14 protein-coding genes are annotated in these 23,066 nt (G+C 67.5%); 8 read left to right on the forward strand and 6 right to left on the reverse strand.

Going from position 1 to position 23,066, the window contains the following annotated elements; translation table 11 throughout:
• Nucleotides 1–142: 142 nt before the first annotated feature.
• The 5 genes from Y706_RS0104650 to Y706_RS0104670 all read left to right on the forward strand — a co-directional run bounded on the left by Y706_RS0104650 (nucleotide 143) and on the right by Y706_RS0104670 (nucleotide 6,925).
• Nucleotides 143–745 (forward strand): SOUL family heme-binding protein, encoded by a 603-nt coding sequence (locus Y706_RS0104650; RefSeq protein ID WP_028275655.1) that lies wholly within the window; start codon nucleotides 143–145, stop codon nucleotides 743–745.
• A gap of 107 nt (nucleotides 746–852) precedes the next feature.
• Nucleotides 853–3,339 carry a helix-hairpin-helix domain-containing protein gene (locus Y706_RS0104655; RefSeq protein WP_028275656.1) on the forward strand — a complete coding sequence of 829 codons (2,487 nt, stop codon included), beginning with the start codon at nucleotides 853–855 and terminating at the stop codon, nucleotides 3,337–3,339.
• 200 nt (nucleotides 3,340–3,539) lie between these two features.
• Nucleotides 3,540–4,934 carry an OFA family MFS transporter gene (locus Y706_RS0104660; protein ID WP_028275657.1) on the forward strand — a complete coding sequence of 465 codons (1,395 nt, stop codon included), beginning with the start codon at nucleotides 3,540–3,542 and terminating at the stop codon, nucleotides 4,932–4,934.
• Between the two features lies 1 nt (nucleotide 4,935).
• Nucleotides 4,936–5,064 carry an MFS transporter small subunit gene (locus Y706_RS30570; protein ID WP_275450873.1) on the forward strand — a complete coding sequence of 43 codons (129 nt, stop codon included), beginning with the start codon at nucleotides 4,936–4,938 and terminating at the stop codon, nucleotides 5,062–5,064.
• 106 nt (nucleotides 5,065–5,170) lie between these two features.
• The gene (locus Y706_RS0104670) at nucleotides 5,171–6,925 is read left to right on the forward strand and encodes a gamma-glutamyltransferase family protein (protein WP_043434837.1); all 1,755 of its coding nucleotides are present in this window, start codon (nucleotides 5,171–5,173) and stop codon (nucleotides 6,923–6,925) included.
• 42 nt (nucleotides 6,926–6,967) lie between these two features.
• On the opposite strand, the gene Y706_RS0104675 is transcribed toward Y706_RS0104670, so the two are convergent.
• The 6 genes from Y706_RS0104675 to Y706_RS0104695 form a co-directional block, all read right to left on the reverse strand.
• Nucleotides 6,968–8,020, reverse strand: a complete 1,053-nt coding sequence (locus Y706_RS0104675) for an alpha/beta hydrolase (RefSeq protein WP_253906688.1) — start codon at nucleotides 8,018–8,020, stop codon at nucleotides 6,968–6,970.
• A 68-nt stretch (nucleotides 8,021–8,088) separates the two neighbouring features.
• Nucleotides 8,089–9,801 carry an ABC1 kinase family protein gene (locus tag Y706_RS0104680; protein WP_028275660.1) on the reverse strand — a complete coding sequence of 571 codons (1,713 nt, stop codon included), beginning with the start codon at nucleotides 9,799–9,801 and terminating at the stop codon, nucleotides 8,089–8,091.
• Between the two features lie 5 nt (nucleotides 9,802–9,806).
• Entirely contained in the window at nucleotides 9,807–10,346 is a 540-nt protein-coding gene (locus Y706_RS0104685; protein ID WP_028275661.1) for a PadR family transcriptional regulator, read from the reverse strand.
• Between the two features lie 673 nt (nucleotides 10,347–11,019).
• The gene (locus Y706_RS29130; protein WP_162159061.1) at nucleotides 11,020–11,334 is read right to left on the reverse strand and encodes a hypothetical protein; all 315 of its coding nucleotides are present in this window, start codon (nucleotides 11,332–11,334) and stop codon (nucleotides 11,020–11,022) included.
• 614 nt (nucleotides 11,335–11,948) lie between these two features.
• Nucleotides 11,949–17,510 carry a DUF6531 domain-containing protein gene (locus tag Y706_RS0104690; protein WP_028275662.1) on the reverse strand — a complete coding sequence of 1,854 codons (5,562 nt, stop codon included), beginning with the start codon at nucleotides 17,508–17,510 and terminating at the stop codon, nucleotides 11,949–11,951.
• A gap of 198 nt (nucleotides 17,511–17,708) precedes the next feature.
• Nucleotides 17,709–17,990, reverse strand: coding sequence for a hypothetical protein (locus Y706_RS0104695; RefSeq protein WP_028275663.1), 282 nt, complete (start codon nucleotides 17,988–17,990; stop codon nucleotides 17,709–17,711).
• A gap of 231 nt (nucleotides 17,991–18,221) precedes the next feature.
• Here Y706_RS0104695 and Y706_RS0104700 point away from each other — a divergent pair, with 231 nt between their 5' ends.
• From Y706_RS0104700 to Y706_RS23680, 3 genes are all read left to right on the forward strand, one after another.
• The gene (locus Y706_RS0104700; RefSeq protein WP_028275664.1) at nucleotides 18,222–21,080 is read left to right on the forward strand and encodes a hypothetical protein; all 2,859 of its coding nucleotides are present in this window, start codon (nucleotides 18,222–18,224) and stop codon (nucleotides 21,078–21,080) included.
• Nucleotides 21,077–22,423, forward strand: coding sequence for a type 1 periplasmic-binding domain-containing protein (locus tag Y706_RS0104705; protein ID WP_028275665.1), 1,347 nt, complete (start codon nucleotides 21,077–21,079; stop codon nucleotides 22,421–22,423). Before Y706_RS0104700 ends, Y706_RS0104705 begins: the two co-directional genes overlap by 4 nt.
• A gap of 62 nt (nucleotides 22,424–22,485) precedes the next feature.
• On the forward strand, nucleotides 22,486–23,066 hold a 581-nt coding region (locus tag Y706_RS23680; protein ID WP_043434805.1), incomplete at its 3' end, for an FHA domain-containing protein.

Below are 23,066 nucleotides of genomic sequence, written 5' to 3' on the forward strand. Positions count from 1 at the left end.
GTTGGTGCCCCGTTGTTGGTGCCCCGTTGTTGGTGCCCTCCGCTATTCAAGCTATCAAAGCCCTCTGACAGTTAAACATGCGACAGGAACCAGGCAAGGGCCTCTGGTTCCTGTCGTAGGACCGGCGTAGGGTCTGAGGATTATGACGGAACAACAACCGTATGAGCTGGTCCAGCGCTACGCGCACTTCGAGCTGCGCCGCTATCCGGCGTACGCTGTGGCGGAAATAGAGGTCAATGCGACCTTCGACCGCGCCGGGAATGCCGCCTTCCGGCACCTGTTCAACTACATCAGCGGCAGCAACACAGCGCAACGGAAGCTGGCGATGACGGCCCCGGTGATCCAGGAACCTGGGTCGCAAAAGCTGGCGATGACCGCTCCGGTCCTGCAAAGCGGACCGCTTCCGGGAAGCGCAGAGCCCGCTGATTTCATCGTCGCCTTCGTGCTCCCCGCCGGGGTGACGGCGGAGACGGCGCCGGTCCCGGCCAACCCCGACGTCAGAGTCCGGACCCTGCCGGGTTCTTTGGCAGCCGCTCTTCGGTTCTCGGGCAGCGGGTCGGAGGCGGCCTTTCTACGGCGAAACGAAGGCCTCCAGGAGGCACTCAGGCTGGCCGGGCTGAAGGGTGTCGGGCCGCCACGATTCGCCCGTTTTGATCCGCCGTTCAAGCCGTGGTTCCTGCGCCGCAACGAGGTTGTTCAGGACGTGCAGGAGCCCCTTCCGCCTTCAGGCGAGCCCGGCCGCTGACCGGGGTAGGGCAAAATGGTTTGGTGACCCAACACCCGCAGCGACCCGTCAACCCCGCCTCGCCCGCCTCCGGCCCGTCCGCGAAGGCCGGCGCAGCACAGACCGGCATGCCGCATTCCCAGGAGTCCGGCATCGCCGCCCAGATCGCCGGCGAGCTCGGCGTCCTGCCGTGGCAGGTCAAGGCCGCCGTGGATCTGCTCGACGCCGGGTCCACCGTGCCCTTCATCGCCCGCTACCGGAAGGAAGCGACCGGCACCCTGGACGCTACCCAGCTCCGCGAGCTGGAGGAGCGGCTGCGCTACCTGCGCGAGCTTGAGGACCGCCGCCGGAGTATCCTCGAGGCGATTGCCGCCCAGGGCGCGCTGACCCCGGAACTGCAGGCCGCCGTCGTCGGCGCGGACACGAAGTCGCGGCTGGAGGACATCTACCTCCCGTTCAAAACCAAGCGGCGCACCAAGGCGCAGATCGCCCGCGAAGCCGGGCTGGAGCCGCTCGCCGACGCCCTGCTCAAGCGCCCCGAACTGGACCCGGAGCGCGAGGCGGCCAAGTACCTCAACGCCGAACACTCGATCGGGGACCCCGCCGCGGCGCTCGCCGGTGCCCGCTCCATCCTGGTGGAACGCGTTGCGCAGGACGCCGACCTGGCCGCCACGCTCCGGGAACGGCTCTGGACCCAGGGCCGGATGGTGTCACGGGTGAAGAAAGGCAAGGAAGCCGAAGGCCAGAAATTCAAGGACTACTTCGAGTTCTCGCAGCAGCCGGCCGGAATGCCCTCGCACCGTGTCCTGGCGCTGCTGCGCGGAGAAAAGGACGGCGCGCTGGAGCTGGATCTCGCCGAGGCTGATCCGAACGACGACGCCGCCCTCACCGCCGCGCGCGGCCGGTACGAGGCGGCCGTGGCCAGGTTCCTCGGGGTCGCCGACCGCGGCCGGGCCGCCGATGCCTGGCTGCTGCAGACCGCGCAGCTGGCCTGGCGCTCGCGCGTCCTGGCGCGGCTAACGGCAGACCTGCGCAGCCGGATGTTCGCCGCCGCCGAGGACGAGGCGGTGCGCGTGTTCGCCGCGAACCTGCGCGATGTGCTGCTCGCCGCGCCGGCCGGGAACCGCGCCACCCTGGGCCTGGACCCGGGACTGCGCACCGGCGTCAAGGTCGCCGTGGTGGATGGAACCGGCAAGGTGGTCGCAACGGACACCGTCTACCCGCACGCCCCGGCCCGGAAATGGGACGAGGCGCTGCGGACCCTCGTGGGCCTCGCCACGAAGCACGGGGTCGAACTCGTAGCGATCGGCAACGGCACGGCGTCGAGGGAGACGGACAAGCTCGCCGCCGAACTGCTCAAGCAGCTCTCCTCCGGGGCAGAAAACAAGCCGCAGAAAATTGTGGTGTCCGAGGCCGGGGCGTCGGTGTATTCGGCGTCGGCGCTCGCCGCGGCGGAGCTGCCCGGCATGGACGTGTCCCTGCGCGGCGCCGTCTCGATCGCCCGGCGGCTGCAGGACCCGCTCGCGGAGCTGGTGAAGATTGAGCCGAAGTCGATCGGCGTCGGGCAGTACCAGCACGACGTCACGGCCGCGAAGCTGGACCGCAGCCTGGACGCGGTGGTCGAGGACTGCGTGAACGCGGTGGGCGTGGACGTCAACACCGCCTCGCCCGCACTGTTGAGCCGGGTGGCAGGGGTCGGGCCGCTGCTGAGCGAGAACATTGTGGCGTACCGGAACGAGCACGGGCCCTTCGCCAAGCGCAGCGAGCTGAAGAAGGTCCCGCGGCTGGGCGCCAAGGCGTTTGAGCAGTGCGCCGGCTTCCTGCGGATCACCGGGGGAGCGGAGCCGCTGGACGCTTCCAGCGTGCACCCAGAGGCCTACCCCGTGGCCCGGAAAATCAAGGCGGCCGCCGGTAAAGCGCCCGCTGCGGGAAGCTTTGCGGCGCTGAATCCGCAGGACTTCGTGGACGGCTCCTTCGGCCTGCCCACCGTGCAGGACATCATCGCCGAGCTCGAGAAGCCCGGCCGTGACCCGCGTCCGGCCTTCGCGGCGGCAGCGTTTTCTGAAGGCATCGAGAAGATCTCGGACCTCAGGCCCGGCATGGTGCTGGAGGGAACGGTGACCAACGTGGCCGCGTTCGGCGCGTTCGTCGACGTCGGGGTGCACCAGGACGGGCTCGTGCATGTGTCGGCCCTGGCCAACCGCTTTGTCTCTGATCCCCGTGAGGTGGTGAAGTCCGGGCAGGTGGTCCGGGTCAAGGTGCTGGAGGCGGATCCGGAGCGGAAGCGCATCTCGCTCACCCTCAGGCTCGACGACGAACCGGCCTCCGGCGGTCGTGCGGCGGGCGGCCGCACTGCCGGAGACCGCCCGGCTGGCGGTCGTGCGGACTCGCGGCCGGAACGTCCGCGGCAGTCGACGTCGCAGCCGGCGTCGCAAGCGCCGTCGACCCAGCCGTCGACCCAGCCGTCGAATCAACCGTCCGGAAGGCAGCCGTCCGGGAAACCGGCAGCCGACCGGCGGACGCAGGGCAGGCAACCGCAGAAGCAGGCACCCACGCCGTCGCCCGTCAACACCGCGATGGCCGAGGCGCTCCGGAAGGCCGGCCTGGGCAAGTAGCGCCCGGGTGCGGCTGCCGCACCACCGTTCGTCGCGGATTCCCTACCGCTTGGCGCATAACTAGTACGTTTGCTGACGATCTGCACCATGATTGCCGGAGGCAACGGCCCTCTACCGGAAGCTCGGTCAGAGGCCCTGGCAGAGGGCCGTTTCCGCAATGTGCTGGACACCGATGTCGTTGACGAGCAGGGGGAGTACTTATGGGTTGGCTGGACCGCGAACGAACCATCGCCCCGCCGGGATTTAACCGGTGGCTCGTCCCCCCGGCAGCCCTCGCGGTGCACCTGTGCATCGGCCAGGCCTATGCGACGAGCGTCTACAAGACCGCGCTGGTGAAGCACTTCGGCGCGAGCCTGACCGAGATCGGCGTGATCTTCTCCGTTGCGATCGTGATGCTGGGCCTCTCGGCCGCCATCATGGGCACCTGGGTGGACAGGAACGGGCCCCGCAAGGCGATGTTCACCTCCGCCGTGTTCTGGGCGAGCGGATTCCTGATCGGCTCCCTGGGCATCTTCAGCCACCAGCTCTGGCTCGTCTACCTCGGCTACGGCGTCGTCGGCGGCATCGGACTGGGGATCGGTTACATCTCCCCGGTCTCCACCCTGATCAAATGGTTCCCGGACCGGCCCGGACTGGCCACGGGCATGGCGATCATGGGGTTCGGCGGCGGCGCCCTGATCGCCAGCCCGGTCTCCACGGCCCTGCTGAAAATGTACGATCCCAACTCCGGGGCCAAGGGCTGGGTGGCCAGTGGTGAGTCGGTGGGCAAGCTCTTCCTGACCCTCGCCGTCGTCTATCTGGCCTACATGATGTTCGGCGCGTTCACCATCAAGGTCCCGGCCGAGGGCTGGAAACCGGCAGGTTTCGACCCCGCAAAGGTCAAGGCCGCCTCGCTGGTCACCACGGACAACGTCTCCGCCCGGAACGCGGTCAAGACCAGGCAGTTCTGGCTCGTCTGGATCGCCCTGTTCTGCAATGTCACGGCAGGGATCGGCATCCTTGAGCAGGCCGCTCCGATGATCCAGGACTTCTTCCGCCAGCCCGACGGCACGTCCCTGGCCAGCGCCGCGGTGGCCGCCGGCTTCGTGGGGCTGCTCTCGATCGGCAACATGTCCGGCCGCTTTGCCTGGTCCGCCACCTCCGATGTCACCGGCCGCAAGCGCATCTACATGGTCTACCTCGGCGTCGGCGCCGTGCTCTACACCGTGCTGGCGCTGGCCGGCTCTACGTCCACCGTCCTCTACGTGGCCCTCGCGTTCGTCATCATCTCCTTCTACGGTGGTGGGTTCGCGACGGCCCCCGCCTACCTGCGCGACCTCTTCGGCACGTTCCAGGTCGGAGCCATCCACGGCCGGCTCCTGACGGCCTGGTCCGCGGCGGGTATCGCCGGGCCGCTGATCGTCAACGCTTTCCTGGACGCGCAGGGCAAGCCCGGCGCGCTCAACGCCGTGTCCTACCAGCCCGCCTTGCTGACCATGGTGGGGCTATTGGTGATCGGTTTCGTGGCGAACCTCTTGGTCACGCCGGTGGACGCACGATTCCACGAACCACGTCCTGGCCGCGTCCGGTCCGAAGAACCTGCCTTGGAGGGCTGAAATGAGCAGTGCACAGAGTTCCGTCACACCGTCCACCGGGAGGTTGGTCATCGCCTGGGCGCTTGTCGGCGTGCCGCTCGCGTATGGCGTCTATGAGACCCTCACCCGCGTGGCGGCCCTCTTTGGCTGACACGGTGGTGACAGAAGTCTTCGGTGATAGTCCGCGCGCCGTGAGCGAACCGTTCACACGCCCGGAGGCGTTCACCACCCGCCCCACGCTGCAGGGCACGTTTGGGATGAGCGCGTCCACGCATTGGCTTGCGACGGCGGCGGCCCAGTCCGTGTTGGAGCGCGGTGGGAACGCCTTCGACGCCGCGGTGGCGGGAGCGTTCGTGCTCCATGTGGTGGAGCCGCACCTCAACGGGCCCGGCGGAGACATGACCGGGATCTTCGTCACCGCGGACCGGCCGGAGCAGCCCATAGTCCTGATGGGGCAGGGCCCGGCGCCGGCCGGGGCCACGGTGGAGCACTACGTGGCCGAAGGCCTGGACCTCGTTCCGGGATCGGGTGCCCTGGCCGCCGCGGTGCCTGCCGCCGTCGACGCCTGGCTCCTGCTGCTGCGTGACCATGGGACGTGGGAGCTGGACTCGGTCCTGGACTTCGCGATCGGCTACGCGCGGGACGGCCACCCGGTGCTCGGCCGGGTCGGAACCACCATCGCGGCCGTGTCCGCGCTGTTCGAGGCGCACTGGCCCACGTCGGCTGAGCTGTGGATGCCGGGCGGCCGAGTCCCGGTTGAGGGCGAGCTGGTGTGGAACCCGGCCTATGCCCGCACCCTGGAACGGCTCGTGCAGGCCGGAGTCAGGGAATCCACCCGCGAGGAGGGAATTGATGCGGCCCGCCGCGAGTGGCGGGAGGGGTTCGTGGCCCGCGCCATGGTGGAGTCGGTTCAGTCCCCGCACCGGCATTCCTCGGGCACGGATCACCGCGGAGTGCTCGCCTTGGACGATCTCGCGGGATTCGAAGCCGGGTATGAGGCGGCCGCCACTGTGGAGTTCCGGGGCCACACGATTGCCAAGACCGGGCCGTGGGGCCAGGGGCCGGCGCTGCTGCAGACCCTGGCCATCCTGTCCGGTTTCGAGGACCGGTTCCTTGATCCGTCCACCGAGCTGGGGGCGCACACCGTCCTGGAGGCGCAGAAGCTCGCGCTCGCGGACCGGGAGGCGTACTACGGCGACACGGACGTGCCGCTCGATTACCTGCTCTCGGAGGACTACTGCGCCGGCCGCCGTGCCTTGATCACGGAGCGGGCGTCCCACGACTTCCGGCCTGGCACCGTCCCCGGGCGGGAGCCGTACAGGCCACCACTGCGCACCAGTTACACGCCGCGGGCGCTCGCGGGCCATGCCGCCGCGGCCGGACTCGGCGTCGGCGAGCCCACCGTGACATCCGCGGGGGAGACCCGCGGCGATACCTGCCATATCGACGTCGTGGACCGCTGGGGCAACATGGTCTCCGCCACTCCGTCCGGCGGCTGGCTGCAGTCGTCCCCGGCGATCCCGGAGCTGGGCTTCTGCCTGGGCACCCGGCTGCAGATGACCTGGCTGGAACCCGGGACGCCGTCCACGCTGACGCCGGGCAAACGCCCGCGCACCACCTTGACGCCGACTCTCGTGCTGCGGGACGGCCACGCCGTGACCGCGCTGGGGTCGCCCGGCGGCGACCAGCAGGACCAGTGGCAGCTGCCGTACCTGCTGCGGACCATCGTGGGCGGGTATTCGCCGCAGCAGGCCATCGACGCACCGACGTTCCATACGACGTCGATGCCCGGGTCCTTCTGGCCGCGCACCTGGGAGCCCGGCGGCGCCGTCGTCGAGGACCGGCTCGGTGAGGACGTCATCGCGGGGCTGGAAGGCCGCGGGCATGTGGTCAGCCGGGCTGGTGACTGGGCGCTGGGGCGGTTGTCCGCCGTCGTGCGGGATCCTGAGACCGGGGTCCTGCAGGCTGCCGCAAATCCGCGCGGTGCGCAGGGGTACGCCGCGGGCCGGTAGCGGTTGGCGGTGCGTAGCGGTGGAGCTGGGGATGCTCGATTCCTAGCCGGAAGCCCTGAGCCGGTCCATGAAGCGGAGCGACTCTGCAACTATCTGCTGCTGCGCCTCGTTGCGGCTGATGCCCGGCTCGCCGTCCCCGGGCTGCTCACCGTAGTCACCGAAGAACGCGTGCACGCCGCCCACAACAGTTGCGTAGGTGGTGGTTGGCGGGAGCAGGGACTTCGACGCCGCGATCTTGTCCGGCGTGCTCAGGCCATCGTTTGAGCCGGAGATGGAGAGCACCGGGAGGCCCTGCGCGTCCGCCATGTTCTCTGCGGGGTACGAAGCAAAGAGCAGCAGCCCGGAGACGTCGGGATTCGACGCCGCGAAGGATGATGCGCTCACGCCGCCCAACGAATGACCACCGACGGCCCACGAATCGATTTCGGGATGCCGGTCCATGGCTGCGCGGGCCTGGTTGGTGTCCAGCAGGGAGACGCCAAGGGGTACTTTCAGGATGACGACTAGATGACCCGCGTCCGCGAGCGGCTGCAGCAGGTCCTGATAGGCGTGCGCGTCGACCTTGGCGCCGGGGTAGAAGACGAGACCCGTGGTGGCTTTGCCCGCCGGGGCAAGGGTGATCGAAGTGGCGTCTTCTACAGCCCTTGACCCGGCTGGCGCGGTCGCGGTGGGTCCATTGGCCGGGACCGTCTTCCCGCGGTCGGGTTGGTGGGGGAACGGGCTGAGCCACATCAGCGCCGCCACGAAACCGAGGACCGTGAGCCTGCCTGCGATCCCGCGGACCAACTGCCAGGTGGAAATGTCACCGCTACGCTGCTGTTTGCCGCCGAGCAACCAGCGTCTGACCAGAATCAGCGCCCACAGAATCCCCAGCGCGACGGCGGCCACCAGAAGAGTTGGCAGGGCGGGGTGGCCCCCGAGGACGGCGGGGTTGCTGAGCAGCATCCAGAGCGGGACCACTATCAGGGCGGCCGCCGCGAGAGCGCCGCTCCAGTTCAGGATCGAGGACTTCCAGGAAGTGGGGTTGGGCCCGGTGGGGACGGGGCCGGGGGTTTCGGTTGGGTTCGCAGGACGAAAAGGCTGGCCTTCCTTCACGGTTTGATGATATCCCCCGGCAGCGGACCCCAATGTTCCGGGCGCGACAAACCCCGTCACCGGCTCGGTCAGCGGCCGCTGCGCCCCACCCACACCCCATGCAGCAGCGGAAGCACAGACGCGATCATCAGGACATTGCCGAGCACCATGTCATCCGCGCGGACCACGGAGCCGGAAACCAGCAGGGCGCCGAAGATCAGCGCCGATGCCGATCGCTGCGCCGTGCGGTCAAGCCGTCCCAGCTGCCGCTCAAGGCGCGGATTTGCCACCGACAGTGAACCGTCCTCGAGCCGGGTTAGCAGCCCATCCAGACGTTTCGGCAGACCCAGCGCCATCCCGGCGGCATCGAGCGCCTGCTGGGCAACGTCCTGCACGATGTTGCCGCGCTCGTCGCGCAGCAGCTGCGCCGCATACGGTTCGACCGAGTCCCACAGATTGAACCGGGCGTCCAGCGAGCTGCACACACCCGACGTCAGTGACATGGCCCGGATGATGAGCAGGAAGTTTTCCGGGAATTGGAAAGGCAAGGACCGGACAGTGTCACCGAACTCCACCGCGAACTCCCGGAACTCCCGGGGGTCGACCTCGCGAAGCTCGGCGAAGCCCATCCCGCCAAATCGGGCGAAGAGGTGCGTCATTGCCCGCTCAAGCTCCACAGTGTCCGCCGAAGGCACCAGCACACCGACGTTCCGGATGGCGGCCACCAGACCCTTGCCGTCACGCGAAGCGGCCGCGATGAGCAGCGTCCGCAGACCGCTGCGTGTGCTCGGCGGGATCTCGCCCATCATGCCGAAGTCGATGAAGGTCAGCTTCCAGGGGTGCGCTGCGGATGGATCCGTAGCCGGCGTGACAAAAATGTTGCCCGGGTGCGGATCGGCGTGGAAAAACCCGGTGGTGAACATCTGGTCGAACATGACGGAGGCAAAAACCGGGGCGACCTGAGCCGGGTCGATACCGGCAGCCAGCAGCGCCACCGAGTCCGTGATTTTGATCGCTGTCACGTCTTCGAGGGTGAGCACGCGGCGGGTGCTTCGCTCCCAGACGACGCCGGGCACCTCCACCCGGGCGTCATCGGCAAAATCGACCCCGAACCGCTCCGCGTTCGCCCCCTCATTCAGGTAGTCGATTTCCTCAAGGCTGGTCTGCGCAAACTCCTCGACCAGCGCGGGCATGTCAGCACGATCTGACACCAGGCGTACGTGGCTGAGCCAGCCGCCCACTTTGCGCAGTGCCGCCAGGTCGACGTCGACAATGTCGTTGATGCCCGGCCGCTGTACTTTCAGAACCACGCGGTCGAGACCGGTGTCGGCGGCGTCGTCCGGGCGAAGCCTGGCCCGGTGCGCCTGCCCGAGGGACGCTGCCGCGATCGGTGTCTCCTCGATCGAGGCGAACAACCGCTCCAGCGGCGCGCCCAGCTCAGCTTCGGCGAGGGCTCGGATCGCGGAGAACGAAACCGGAGGCACCTCGTCCTGCAGCCCCTCGAGTTCCTTGGTGATCTCGGGCGGCAGCACGTCGAGCCGGGAGGACAGGAACTGTCCGACTTTGATCATGAGGCCGCCGAGGTCCACCGCCAGCGCATGGAAGCGCTGCGCGAAGCGCCGCATCCTCTTCGCCCTGGTGCGCTCGGCAATCCTCACCAGCCCGATGCGGGGGAGGAGCAGCTCAAACCACCAGGTCACCGCGAGATGCCACGCGGCGAAACGTAGGATGCGGCGGTAACGGGCCCGGTGGTTCCCGGCGCCGGGGACCGTGGCTGCCCGGTCCCGGCGAACCGACGTCACCCCCGTCAGCCCTGGGCGAGGATCGCGTACAACCGGCGGCGCGCGTCATCGAGCACCGCCACGGCTTCCTGCACCTGCTCCGGCGTCCCGGTGCGTCCCACCTGGGAGGCGGCATGTGCGAGCTCGACGCCCGCCTTGGGCAGCGCCGCGAACCCCGAGCCCGATGCTGGACCCGACTCCCAGGGCGCTGACATGCCGGCACCCGCTACCTCCTCGCGGCCCGCCTCCGTCAGGGAATAGATCTTGCGGCCGTTGGATTCCTCAGCACGGATAATGCCCTCGTCGGCCAGGAGTTGGAGGGTTGGATAGACGGAGCCAGCGCTGGGCTTCCAGGTCCCGCCGCTGCGCTCCTCGATTTCACGAATGATCTGATAGCCGTGCATCGGCCGCTCGGCGAGCAGTGCCAGCACAGCCGAGCGCACCTCGCCGCGCCCCGCCCGGGATCCCGAGCGCTTCTCGAACCTCGAACGCAACTCCTCTACGGCCTGCCACATGCCGTCGACATTGTTGCCGCGAAATCCGCCTGCCGGGTTAGAACTGCGCATCATGCTCTCCTCTGGACGACCGTGAACGATATACAACGATAGCCAACGATACGCGCGTAAATTTGCGAAACCAATAGCGATAGCGATCCACATCTTGCATCGTGATGCCACAGCAAGGAGACCAGTCGAATGCCAAAAAATACGGGTCAAGGAACCACGGCCCATTAGCCAATGTGCAGTCAGGCGTGTTGCCTCAGCCTCGCTCCAGTCAGCCTTCCGTACCGAACGACGATGCCTTCGGGTTTCTGAAGAAATTAGCCAATGCCGACCGCACCAACACCGCCCATGAACCCTCGTTGGTGGCCTCAGCGTTCCGTTTTTGCGATTTCCCGGGTCTGCTTAGCGGGCTTACGGCTCCGCTTACTCGCATCAGAGCGTTCCTCACCGGATGCTCAGCTCTTCTTGCCACAACAGCCAACCCTTTCTAGGCCTGTTTTGCCCACCATCCGAGTCCGCGTTGGTGCTGGTCGCCACCGAAGCCGACAGAGCCACCTGGCGCCACCCGACACGAGCTATGGTGCTCGGAGGCTGCATGTTGCGGATCCGGTGCGGGACGAGGTGCGTCGCGGGCTGACGAGCGAAGGCTCCTACTGCACGACGCGAGAGGACCAGATTGGGGGAGTTCGTCGAACTTCAGATCCAGCATCGATAAGCACATAATTCCCGAGCATTTCTAACTGCCATTAGCAAAATCGGTGAGTTTTTGAAGAAGTTCTTCGTATTCAGCGTTGAGAACATCATCGACTGATCCGTTCCTATAAACGTATCGATCGCTGAGACTGCTGCTGCCCTGCCCAAAGCTCCTAGAGACCCACTCTCGCGCCTCATTCACAGCCCGAGTTGACGAATCAGCGCGAAGTTTTACCGCGAGATCAGAGTAATTCTGAGCTAGTTTGGGGAGCTCCACAATTCTCAGCAGACTCGCGAACCTGAGCATATCGAGTGTCAGGGTATCTATGTTAGTGCCCACGTCTAATCCAATTTCCATTCTTTGAGAATTTCTCCCGCGGTCCTTGCACCTGAAACATAGACTTGGGTAGTTCCGCCTGGATAAATCGTGCCATCCAACCAGGTCTGCGGTGCGGTCATCCCTTCGTGGACAGCAGTTCCGGCTTCTCCCCAACCTGAGGTCCTTGTCGGTGAACCCGCCACTCGCAGCTTCATCCCTGGGCCAGAACTCGTACCATCATTCACCACGGCGAATTCCAGTGACGTAGCCACTGCCCTTCACGAACCACCCGCCGCAGCGATTTGACTCGACGTGTATGCCCCCTTCGGTCCGAGGCATCGCCAATTGCCGTTCTATCCCTCAGTCGCGAAGCGGCCGGCCATACGGATAGTCCACCCATTCGCCCGGGGCCCCGTCGCCGGCCACTGCTTGCGCGCCTTCTTTTACCGTATGGTAATCAGCTGGGTAACGGGCGCCCTGTAACACGGCATCGAGGTTCACGTCCTGTTCAACTTTGCCATCCTGGAATCGGACGTCGTATGAATAGTAGGTTCTACCAAAAATAAGTGAAGGGCGTTTCCTGGTTACAATAGTTGCCCTAACATGAACCGGCAGAGTCTCTCCCATATTTGCTCCCATTTCAGATCTGTTCGTCAATGTCGACTGAGAGACTCAGCAACACGTAAATCGCTGTTCGGCTGAAAGTCTCGCGAATATCCAGAATACCCATCGACCGCCTTCCGCTCCAGTTGATAGAAGTTTGAATCTAGATCCACGCCAATATCGACGATGTCCTTACCCGAATTAATCTGAGTGTTGATCCAAGCCCTGTTGAAAAATTCATCAACCGATGTCGTTGCTCGCCCGAGCACTCCCTCCGCCAAGCTATCCTTCCCTGCGCGTGCGGCCAATGCCTCCATTGGTTTGTGGATCCAGTTAGGTGTACCCGAGTAGTACCCATACCCATGCGTATCGGCATAGGGAGTCACACGCCCCGCCATCCACCGACCTATCGCCACAGTCTCGGAGCCAGGACGGACGGTGAGCTTCGCTATGGCTGCTTGACCGAGCTTGTGTCCGGCGGCGCCACCGGCACCGCCCGTGGCCGCGCCGAACACCGTTCCCTGGGCGGTCGCTCCCACGGCGCCTGAAATAGTGTGGGGCCCGGGCCCGCTGTAGTAGCCGTAGGTGCCCTGGATGCCGCCACTGATGCCACCCGAACTAGCCCCGGCCACGAGGGTTGCCTTCATCCCGGTCAATCCAGCGCGGGCGGCGATACTGGCGCCGCCGAAACCGCCAAGGGCGCCGCTGACCGCAACTTGTCCCCAGTTCACCCCGCCGGTCGTGGCTTTCTGGATGATCGTGTCGGCGCCGGCTGCGATGAGCATCATCCCGGCCGGTCCTCCGACCCCGGTGGCCATGAGGACCCCGCCAGCGATCACCATGGCGCCGCCAGCGATGTATTCCCAGTTGTCCTTGACCCAGTTTCCTGCAGCCGCGAACGCTCCCCGGCTGGATCCGTCGTAGGCCTTCAGCTCGTCATCGGTGAGCGGACGCAGCCCGGTGGGGTCAGTGGTGTTGAGGGGATTGTTGCCGGCGTAGGCGTAGGGGTTGCCGTCCCAGCCTGCGCCGAGGACGGGGGAGAGGGGGTCGGTGGAGAGGAAACCCCGAGTGGCAGGGTCATACGCACGTGCCCCGAGCCATTCCAGGCCCGCGACGTCCAGGCCACCGTTGCCGGTCAGGGTGATCCCGGCCGGCAGCATTCCGGCGAGGCCGGGCACCGCACCCATGCCGGCGGCACCAGCACCGGCAGTGCCACCCGGACCCGGGGCAGGGACTGTCGGCGCGCCGATAACGGTCCAGGGGTCGGACTGGTCGGTGGGCCGGGTAGCGCGCCAGCCCGGCGCTATCCATGCCTCCCCGATCCCGGTGACGCCGCCGGGCAGGGAGAGGACCTGTCCACCGCCGAAGCCGGCCAGGGTGGGGATGGGGTTGGCGGTGTCCCACCACAGCTCCACACCATCGACGGCGGCGAGCTCGCCGAGGGCGTCCACCCACAGCCCATGCCGGGAGGTTTCCATGCCGTCGGGCGTGCGGTCGGCAACGCTCTTCAGCTGGCCGCTCTGACCCCACGCGTACTCGGTCCAGGACCCGTCCGGTCGGATCAGCCGGGTACGGCGACCCGCGCCGTCATGGACATACTCCGTCCGGGTGCCGTCCGCGTCCGTGACGGCGAGGAGCTGCCCCGCGGCGTCGTACTCATAGTCCCGGGAGCCAGCCGGGGTGGATTCGCGGACCAGACGCCCGCCGGCGTCGTACACCCACGCCGAAGAGGAGGCAGGGAACTCCGGGGCCCCGTTCCGGGTAGTGGCGGCCGAGACCGTTTGGCCGGCCCCGTCGTACCCGTAGCGGGTCACGGCACCCGCGCGGGTCAGGGCCGTGATCCGGCCGTCCCCGTCCCGGCCAATCAGGGTGACATCAGCCTCGCCCGAACCGGTCCGGTCCGTGCGGCTGTGCTCGGACAGGCTCCCGAAGCGGTAGGACCACTCCTGGACGAGGTCCCCGGCGGTGGCGGAGGTGATACGCCCCGAGGCGTCGTGGGTGAACACGGCCTCCCCGAGCCGGGGGTTGCTCACAGCGGTCACCCGGCCCGCGGCATTCCGGACGTAGGTGGTGGTGGTTCCGTGCACGTCGGTGAATCCGGTACGGTTCCCGTCAGCGTCGTACTCCCACGACATTCCCCAGCCGCCGCGGGTGCGGGAGGTCAGCTGCCCGCGCCGGTCATACGCCAGCTCGTGCTCCACAGCCAGCCCGTCAGCGCCCGTGTAATCGGTAATGATCACGCGGCGGCGGATCAGGTCGCGTTCGACGCCGGCAATGAGCTTCCCGTCGAACGAGGTGGAGGACTCCCCGCCGGCCCGGTCATAAGTCCAGGTGGTGGTGTGCCCGTCAGGATCGGTTTGGGACAGGTGCCGCCCCGCAGGATCATAGGTGGCCGTGGTCACCCGCCCGAGCGGATCGGTCACGGAATCAACCTGGTCCGTAGCCGTGTAGGTGCGGGTGGTCACCCCGCCCAGGGGATCGGTGATGCGGACCAGGCGCCCGCGGACGTCGTACTCGAACCGGGTCCGGCCGCCCACGCCGTTGACGGTCTCAGTCAGTTCCCCGGCGGTGTTGTATTTGAACCGGCGGGTGCCATACCAAGTGTCTTGGGAGAAGGTCAGCCGTCCGGTCTTGTCGTAGCCGTACCGGGAAACGCCCTGGCCGGGGGTGCGGCGGGACAGGAGCCGTCCGCACGGGTCGTACTCGAAGGTCTCGACTTCGCCTGTGGGCAGCGTCCGGGCGGTGACACGCTGGTCGGCGTCGTAGGCCAGTTCCGTGACCGCACCGAGCGGGTCCGTGGTTTTCCAGGGCCGCCCGCACGTGTCGTACTCATAGAGGGTGACCGCGCCCGTGGGGGAGGTGATCGAGCTGATCTTGCCGGCGACGTCCCGGCCGAGGACCGTCAGGCCGCCGTTGCCGTCGACCAGCTCCACCGGGTTGCCCGCCGCGTCATAGGAGACGAGCTCCGCGGAGCCGTCCGTCCCCTGGACCTGCGTAGGGCGCCCGTACTCATCGAAGCTGAACGTTGAGGACGCGAACGCATCCGTCAGGGTCGCCGTCCCGGCCTTGCGGTCCGCGGTCGCGTCTGTGCGGACTCCGGTCGGGTCGACGACGGCGGTCAGGGCACCGATCTTGTCGTACTCGCGCACCCAGTCATGGCCGGCGGGGTCCGTGATCCCGACCAGCCGGGAAAGCGTGTCATGGACGAAGCCCCAGCGGGCACCGTCGGGCAGCACCGCGGCGGTGACGTTGCCGAGCTCGTCGAAGACCCGCTCAATGGCCCGGCCCAACGGATCGATTGTCCGGACCAGTTCACCGTTGACGGCGTACTCCAGTTCGGTCCGCCCGCCGTCCGGGGCGACGAACGCCGCGGTCCGGCCCGCATGATCGTGTTCGAAGGACCAGACGGTGCCGTCCGGGTCCTCGCGCCGCACCAGCAGGCCCGCGGCGTCGTAGCTGAATCGGGTCTCAGCGCCCGACGGGCTGATGGCCGTGACCGGGCGGCCCGCGTGGTCACGGACGATCCTCGCGACGTCCCCCACTGCATTTCGGGTCGAGACCAGGTCCCCGAACCCGTCGTACTCAAAGCCGACCGTCACTCCGGCCGGGTCCACTACTTGGGCCAGTTGCCCGTTCCGCCACTGAAGCTCGGTACGCCCGCCCAGCGGGTCCAGGATCACCGAGGGGTCCCGCGACACCTCATCGGCATACTCATACGAGACGACCGACCCGGACTCCGTCACCAGCGTGGTGACGCGGTCCTGCTCATCCCAGCCGTAGGTGAGGTCCGCGCCTTCCGGGGTCACGGTCCGGGTCTTCCGGCCCCGCCCGTCGTAGGCGTGCACCGTGACCGTCCCGTCGCGCTCCGTGAACGACACCAGGTTTCCGTGGCCGTCGTAGGCCATGGACTGCCGCTGGTCATGGGAATCGAGCACGCCGACCAGGCGGCCCTTCGCATCGGCGATCCACGAGTTCGACCGGGTACCGTCCTCATCCGAAACGACCGTGACCCGGCCGGGCAGATACGCGAACCTGGTCCGGCGCCCATGCTGGGAGGTCTGCAGGACAACCCTGCCGAGTTCGTCGTAGGTGTTCTCCGCCTCGAGAACACCCGCGGCCGAGACCACGGCGTCGATCAGGCCCTGCTCATTCCACCGGTAGGCGCGCGCCCCCAGTTCGGTTGCCACGCGCGTCAGCCTGCCACCGGAGTCGTACTCGTACTCCACCCGGCGCCCGTCGGAGGCCCTCACAACGGCAGCGAGCCCGTCCACATAGTCGACGTCGAGGAACCGGCCGCGCACATGCGCCAGCCGGGTCACCAGTCCGCTACTACCGCCGTCGGCTGGCCTTTCCCGAAGAACGGACACCGTCCGGCCAGGCCCTGACCCGGCACCGAGCCACACGCCGGCCAGGCTGTAAGCCCACCATGTTCCCTGGTTGTCCCGGACCACCAGGAGCTCGACCGTACCGTCAGGCAGGGAGCTCAACTCCGTGAGGTCAGGTGCGGTCACGGGCTCGCGGGTCAGCCAGTAATTCTCTCCCACACCGCGGCCCCATCCGGTGCCTTCGCGGGGAAAGTCCACGGCGCGGCCATCAGCCATCACCCACCGGCAGCCCTCATCCGAGACTGTGAGTTGCTGGTCCAGAACCGAGGCCCACCCAGGACCAAACACCCCGGGCATCTCCAAACCCGATGCCAGCGAGTTGTACATCCGGGACAAGAACAGATTCGAGGAAACCCCCGCGAACCCCAGATCCAACTCTGGCTCGATGAAGTTTCCTGTCGAAGTGTTCACGGGATCATTCGCGTACCCGCTGGTGGGCATCGCGCCCGCCGCCGTCGGCGGATCGATGACCAACCCGGACCGGTTGGCGCTCACGCCAGCCGCTGCCAACGCCTCATTCACGGCCGCATCCGAGAGAGTCGAGATGTTTCCCTCGCCGCCTGCGGCCGCAAACGCGTCCGCGACCGTTACCGCCCACTTCGCGTCGTTCTCGTTCGCCTGCAAGTACCGCCGGTATGCGGTGATCACTCCGGACGCGTCTATTGAACCCCAGTAGCAAGCAGACGCGAAGGAGGACATTTGCCCGTGCAACGAGCCCGGCTCGGCCGCCAAACCGTCGTCCAGGCCCCGCGAACCTGCCGCGAAGGAACGCAGAAGAGCCGGACGCGCCGAGGACGTCCCGCCCCCGTACCCGCCACCGGGCGCCGGGGTATTCCGCGATCCCGTCCTGGCATCGGCCGGGGCAAACATCGGAGCCTTCCCCGGTTCCCCGCCCGGCCGTTCTTCCTCACCGAAGAAGAAATCACCGGCCTGCTCGAGCAGATTCCGGTCATTATGCCGCCGGACCCACTCGTTGTTCTTCTCACGCCGGGCGTCCTCCTCATGCCCGGCGTCGATCATTTGCCCGACGTATCCGGCCACCGTCCGCAACGCCGACACCAACGCGTTCGCGTCATTCTTCGCCGTGGCAGCGTTGGCCTCGAAAACCTCCGAGAAGTGCCCCTTGAAGTCCTCCTTCGCCGAGGCGACGTACGATGTCCGCGAACCCGACTGCTCCTCAAGCCTTGACGCCGCCGATTCAAATACCGACTGCACCGCCTCGGCCACGGCATAACTGAACCGCCCACCATGAGAAGCATCCGACGCCGGCAATAGCGGCACCTCAACGAAATCGGTCACAACCAAAGCCCCCCACAGAACAAGAACTGGAACAGAAAAACAAACCATCAAACGTGCATCGGCCAGGTAACCGCCCACTCACCAGAGCGGCGCGACTACCTGGCCCTCACGCAATCACATACAGGCTCAGGCGCCGCCGCCAGCAGAGAAGATGTCCTGCGAAATCTTCTGCAGCTGCCCCCGCAACTGCTCGAGTTCCTCCTTGGCCTTGTCCAAAGCAGCCTTCGTCTCCGGCCACGTAGAACCTCGGAACTGCGCAGCCAGGGGACCATCCCAAATATTCGGGTCTGACAAAACTCGTCCCTGCGCATCCAGCGCCGAGATCTGATCCGTGAAACCACCGTTAATGATCGACTGCACCTGCCCAATCGCAGCCTTCGCTTGCTCAGTAGACAACACACGCGACATAGAAATTCCTCCCAAGAGACAAGCGCTTCTCCGCCGGACACGTAACCGCCGACGACCAGACGGTGCCGACGCTACCAACACACGTCAATAAATCCAACAAAAAGAAAAACTAGGACAGCGGGACATGACCGTCCATGTCATGCGCATGACAAATGCAAGCCGCGATTAGTCCATTCGCGAGTGAAACCCCGTATCATGCTGAAGGCACCATGAACGGAAGAGGGGACGATCATGTCCAGACGGACTACCACGCACCAGCACATCCCGGGGCGCCGCATCGCGCCCGGCCGGGCGCTGGGCGCCTTCCTTGCCGGCTTGGGGCTGATCGCGACGACGTCGTGCGGCCCGGCCCCCGAGCCGGAGTCGGTGTCCAATCCGGTCAAGCTCCTGCAGAGCGTGCGCGTGGGCATGTCCCCGGCCGCCGGGGTTGAGACGATCGAAGGCACCACTATCTCCGTGTCAGCGGCCGGCGACTCTTCCGCAGCGGACACGAAGTACGACGCCGCCCAGGCGGTGGGCGAACTGCCGGTGCGAGTGAGCCTGCAGTACCGGGCCGGCGACAAGTCCGGCTCCGACCTCACCGAGCTTCAAGGCCACACCGGGCCGGTCGAGATCGACCTGACTCTGGAGAACCTCACGGTCAGGCCGCGGGTCATCGAGTACGATGCCGCGGGCCAAACCCGCTCCGATACCGCCCTCGTCGGCGCCCCGCTGACTATCGCCGCCTCAACGAAACTCGCCGATGTACGGGCCGACGACGTCACCGCCGGCTCTACGGACGGCGGAACGGGCACCAACGGCGTCCTAAGCAGCACAGAGGACGGTGCCACCGTGGTGCAGTGGGCCACCGTGCTGGCCCCGCCGCGTTCCGGGGCAAGCACCACGCTGCGCCTCGTTGCTGAGGTCAAGGACTTTCAGGTCCCTGCTTTCGACGTGGCGGTCCAGCCGGGCCTCAACACCGACCTCAGCGCGGACGGTGTGCTCGCCGGCGCGTTTTCCTCCGGCGCGGGCTCCGAGATGGGGCTGCAACGCCGCACCATCTCACTGGTCTCGGACGTCAACACCGTGTTGACCAAGGCCGGATCCACCATCACCGAGGTCCGGCAGAACCTGCAGGAGACCTCTCAGACCCTGGGTGCGAAGACGGCGGGCGAGCTGCGCGATAACTCCACGGCCCTGGCCGCAACCATGGTGGACCTGAAGGAGCAGCTGAAGACTCTCGGCGCCGACCTGGAGGCCGCGACGAAGTCAACGCAGTCCACCACTGCGTCCCAGCTGAAGCTGACCGTCGCCGCCGTGGACGCGATGCTGGGCGACACCTCGGCCGTGCCCGCGACGGCTCCCATCAATGGTGACGGCTGCACCGCTGAGGTGCCCAAATCGGGGAAGGCGGCCACGGTCTACTCCAGCATCCAGACCATGGCCTCGCAGCTCGACGCCTACGCGAAGGTAAGCGCGGGCTGCCGGGATATCGTCGCGGGCGCCATCAAGGCCACCATGGGCCCCGAGGACCCCACCGCGGAGGAATGCGCGGAGCAGGGCTCGATGACATGCTCCCTCTACGGCTCTGCCGTGACCGTCACCGGTGCGTTGCTGGGCCTGGTGACGAAGGGCGACGAGCTCGTGGCGGACCTGCAGCCGCAGATGGTCGAGGGCGCGATCAAGGATCAGGAGGCTGCCGCCGTCACGCTGGAAAAGGTTCGCGCCGATTTCGCTGGGGTCCTCGACGGCGCCGAGACCACCGAAGACTACAAGACTGCCCTTGCAAACGTGGAAGAAGCGATCAAGTCCGCCCGGGGCTCCGTCACCGCGACCAGGGACGCAGCCGCTGCGGTCCGCGGCAGCATCGACGGCCTGCGGCAGAAGCTGGGCGACATCAAGAAGACTGCGCAGAACGCCCGGGGCGAGTTGGGCGACCGCTCGCTGCTGAACGGCTCGATGACGCAGCAAACGCAGCGGCTCGCCGACGAGTTGTGCAAGATGGCCGACGGCGCCTTGCCCCGCGAGGGCCGACTGTCCGCCGAGCAGGCGGAGCGGCTGCGTTCCTACTTGACGTCCGCACCGTGCGAGCCCACGGATGAAAGCGGCAACCCGGCGCAGGAACTGCGCCCGCCGCTGGGGTTCAAGGACCCGCTGGACGATCGGATCCAGGCCCAGACGGCCGCCTGGGACGCGGTTCTGGCGGCCACCGACACCACCGCCCCGGACGAGGAGATCGGCCAGGCGTTCACCACTTTGGGGACAGCGATCGACGACATCGACGCCAAGCTGGACGCCATCAACAAGGCCACGAAGGCGCTCGATGGCGCCGCCACGGGCGACGTCAACAGCAACAAGCGCGAACTAGTTGCCCTGGACGCCGCGCTCGGTAAGGCGATCGACTCCTCCGGCCGGGTGGGCTCGACGCTCGCGAAGCTCAAGGAGCAGCAGGACGGGCTCGGCGACAAGATCAAGGAGTCCCTCCGCGAGGTCTCGGCCGAGACCGCCGCCGAGGTCTACAAGACCGTGGACGAGCAAGTGCGCCGTGTCGCCGAGATCGGCGACGCGGGCTCCGACGCCGTGATCACGGCCTTCAACCGCTCCATCTCCGGTTTGAAGTCCACGTCGGACGAGGTGGTGAACGACGCCGAGGGCACGGTGAATAAGCAGCGGGACGAACTGCGCGGGCAGAGCGACGCGCTGGCCGCATCCCTGGACAAGAGCACGCAGTCCTCGCTCGCGAACATCGCCTCCAGCACGTCCGGCTCAACCCGTGACGTCGAGGGCGCCAGCGCCCTCCTGTCCTCAAGCCTCACCAAGGTGATGCTCGACCTGGGCGACCGCTCGGTGAACGGATCCGGCCTGCTCGGCTCCATGGCCACAAGCGCCGCCAAGGCCGACACTGCCGACTATCAGCTGGCACTGGCATCGCAGAACGCTGAGGGCTATGCCAATATCCGCTCCAGGGACGTGGCGGGGCTGCTGCTGCGCCAGGCGCAGTTCAAGGCTTCACTCACCGCTGTCGACGAACTGCCACCGTTCCACCTCGAGGTGCCGGCCGGCGCCACGTCGCAGACCCTGTACACACTGAAGATCGGCGGCACCGCATGAGCTCCCGCACCGGGCTCACGACCCTGATCGTCGCGGGCATCACTGTCGTACTCGCGGCTGCGATCGCCCTGACGACTGTGGCGCTGAGCCGTCCCAAGGAGGCTTCACGGCCCGATCCGGTAGCCGCGACGGTTCCCGTCGCGCTGAAAGCCGAGGGCCTGCCGAACGACTTCTCCATCGGCGTCGTTCTCACGCTCGGCCAGTCCGGCGAGCCCGGCTCCGAGTACAACCGCGCAGCACAGGGCGCGATCGTCGCCGCACAGCGCTTTGCCAAGGGCGGCGCCGCCGTCGCCCTCGTAGCCCAGAACGACCGCGGCACGGAAGATGGCGCCCGCGCCGCCGTCCACGCGCTCGCCGAACAGGGAGCATCGGGTGTCGTCGTGGCGACCACGGGTGCGCCGGCCCGGGCCGCGGCTAAGGCCGCCGAGGAGCTCGGCCTGCCGGCGATCCTGCCCTACGCCGAACCGTCGGACCCAGCGCAGGCCACCTGGACCACGAGGCCGTCGGGCGCATCAGTCGCGGCCGCCCTTCGAACCGCGCTGAACGGCAAGAACAGGGTGCTGCTCGTCGGGGACGGCGGCGAGGTCCCTGCCTCGGTAGGGATCTCACAGACGCTGAACCTCGATGGCTTCGACGCGGTGATGGACCTGGCCCAGGAGGCCGCCATCCGAACAGGGGACCAGCTGCGCCCTCCTGCCGAGGACGCCCCAGCAGGCGCCGGGTCCACGAGGGTCGCCGAGCCCGCGGACGCCGTGGTTGTCTCGGCCGCCACCCCGCAGCGGCTGGCCCGGCTGGTTCAGGCCTTGCAGGCCCGCGACGTGTCCGTCCCCGTGGTCATTCCGGACGGCGCCACTGCCCCGGCCTTCGCCTCCACGCTGTCCGAGCTCGACGGCGCCGCCTCCGGGCAGCTGGTCAGTGTTGCCCTGGCCGGCGGCGATGCCACGGCGCTCCAGCAGGACGCCCAGGGGCGCGGGATGTCCGCATTCCTGTCCGCCGTGCGCCTGGCGTCCGGTGACCCGAAGGTCAAGAACCTGACGGGCGATGCCGCGTTTTCCGCCGACGCATGGGCGGCGGACTCACGCAGCCACGACGCCGTCGTCGCCCTCGTACGGGCGGCCGCGTCGGCTGGAAGCGGCGAGCCGTCCAAGGTCGGCGCGGCGTTGCGCACCATGTCCTTCGGTCCTGGTGACGGCCTCGCCGGGCCGGCGCTGGATTTCTCGCGCTCCGCGGCGCTGACCGCGGAGGCAATCCCGGTCTACGCTTCCCCTCAGGATCTGGGCCTGCGCCCGCCGGATGAGGCCGCTCCGCGGCTCGTCTGGGTGCCGGCGCCGGCAAACCCCTGACCACCCGCCCCCGGCTCGCCCCTGAGCGGGCGGGAACCATCCCCCACTGAAGGAGCGCCCCGGTGCGTGTGCTGATCGACCTGGACGAGCGTCGCTTTGAGTGCGACGTGGCTCACGCCGCGCCTGCCACGACGCTGACAGACCTCGTGGAGGCCTCCGGTGGCCCGCGCCTGGCACCCGATGAGGCGGTGTTCGTGAACGAGGCCGAGGTGCGTGGTTCCACCCCCGTCTCAGAGCTGATCTTCCTGGAGGGCAGCCGCATCTCGCGGGCGCCGTGGCAGATTCCGCAGCGCGTGCGCGGCTGGAGCGTGACGCTCGCCGGCGGCCAGCGCACCGGCGGCGTGATTGACGTTCCGCAAGGGCGAGAGATGCTGATCGGCCGGTCCCCTCACGCCGATCTGAGCCTTCCGACCGAAAGCGCGTCATGGGACCACTGCCGCCTGCGCCGGGAGGAGGACGGGCTGCGGGTGCTCGATGGCGGGTCCACGAACGGCACCCTCGTCAATGGCGAGCCGGTGGGGGAGGACGGGGTCCTGGTCCCCGAAACCGCCACGATCACGGCGGGCGGCACGGTGCTCCTCCTGCGCCGGTCCCTGGACGAGACGCCCGCCCCGGCGCCCGGCAGCCTGCACAACCTCACACC

This window comes from Arthrobacter sp. I3 (assembly GCF_000520575.1).
GTDB lineage: Bacteria > Actinomycetota > Actinomycetes > Actinomycetales > Micrococcaceae > Arthrobacter > Arthrobacter humicola_A.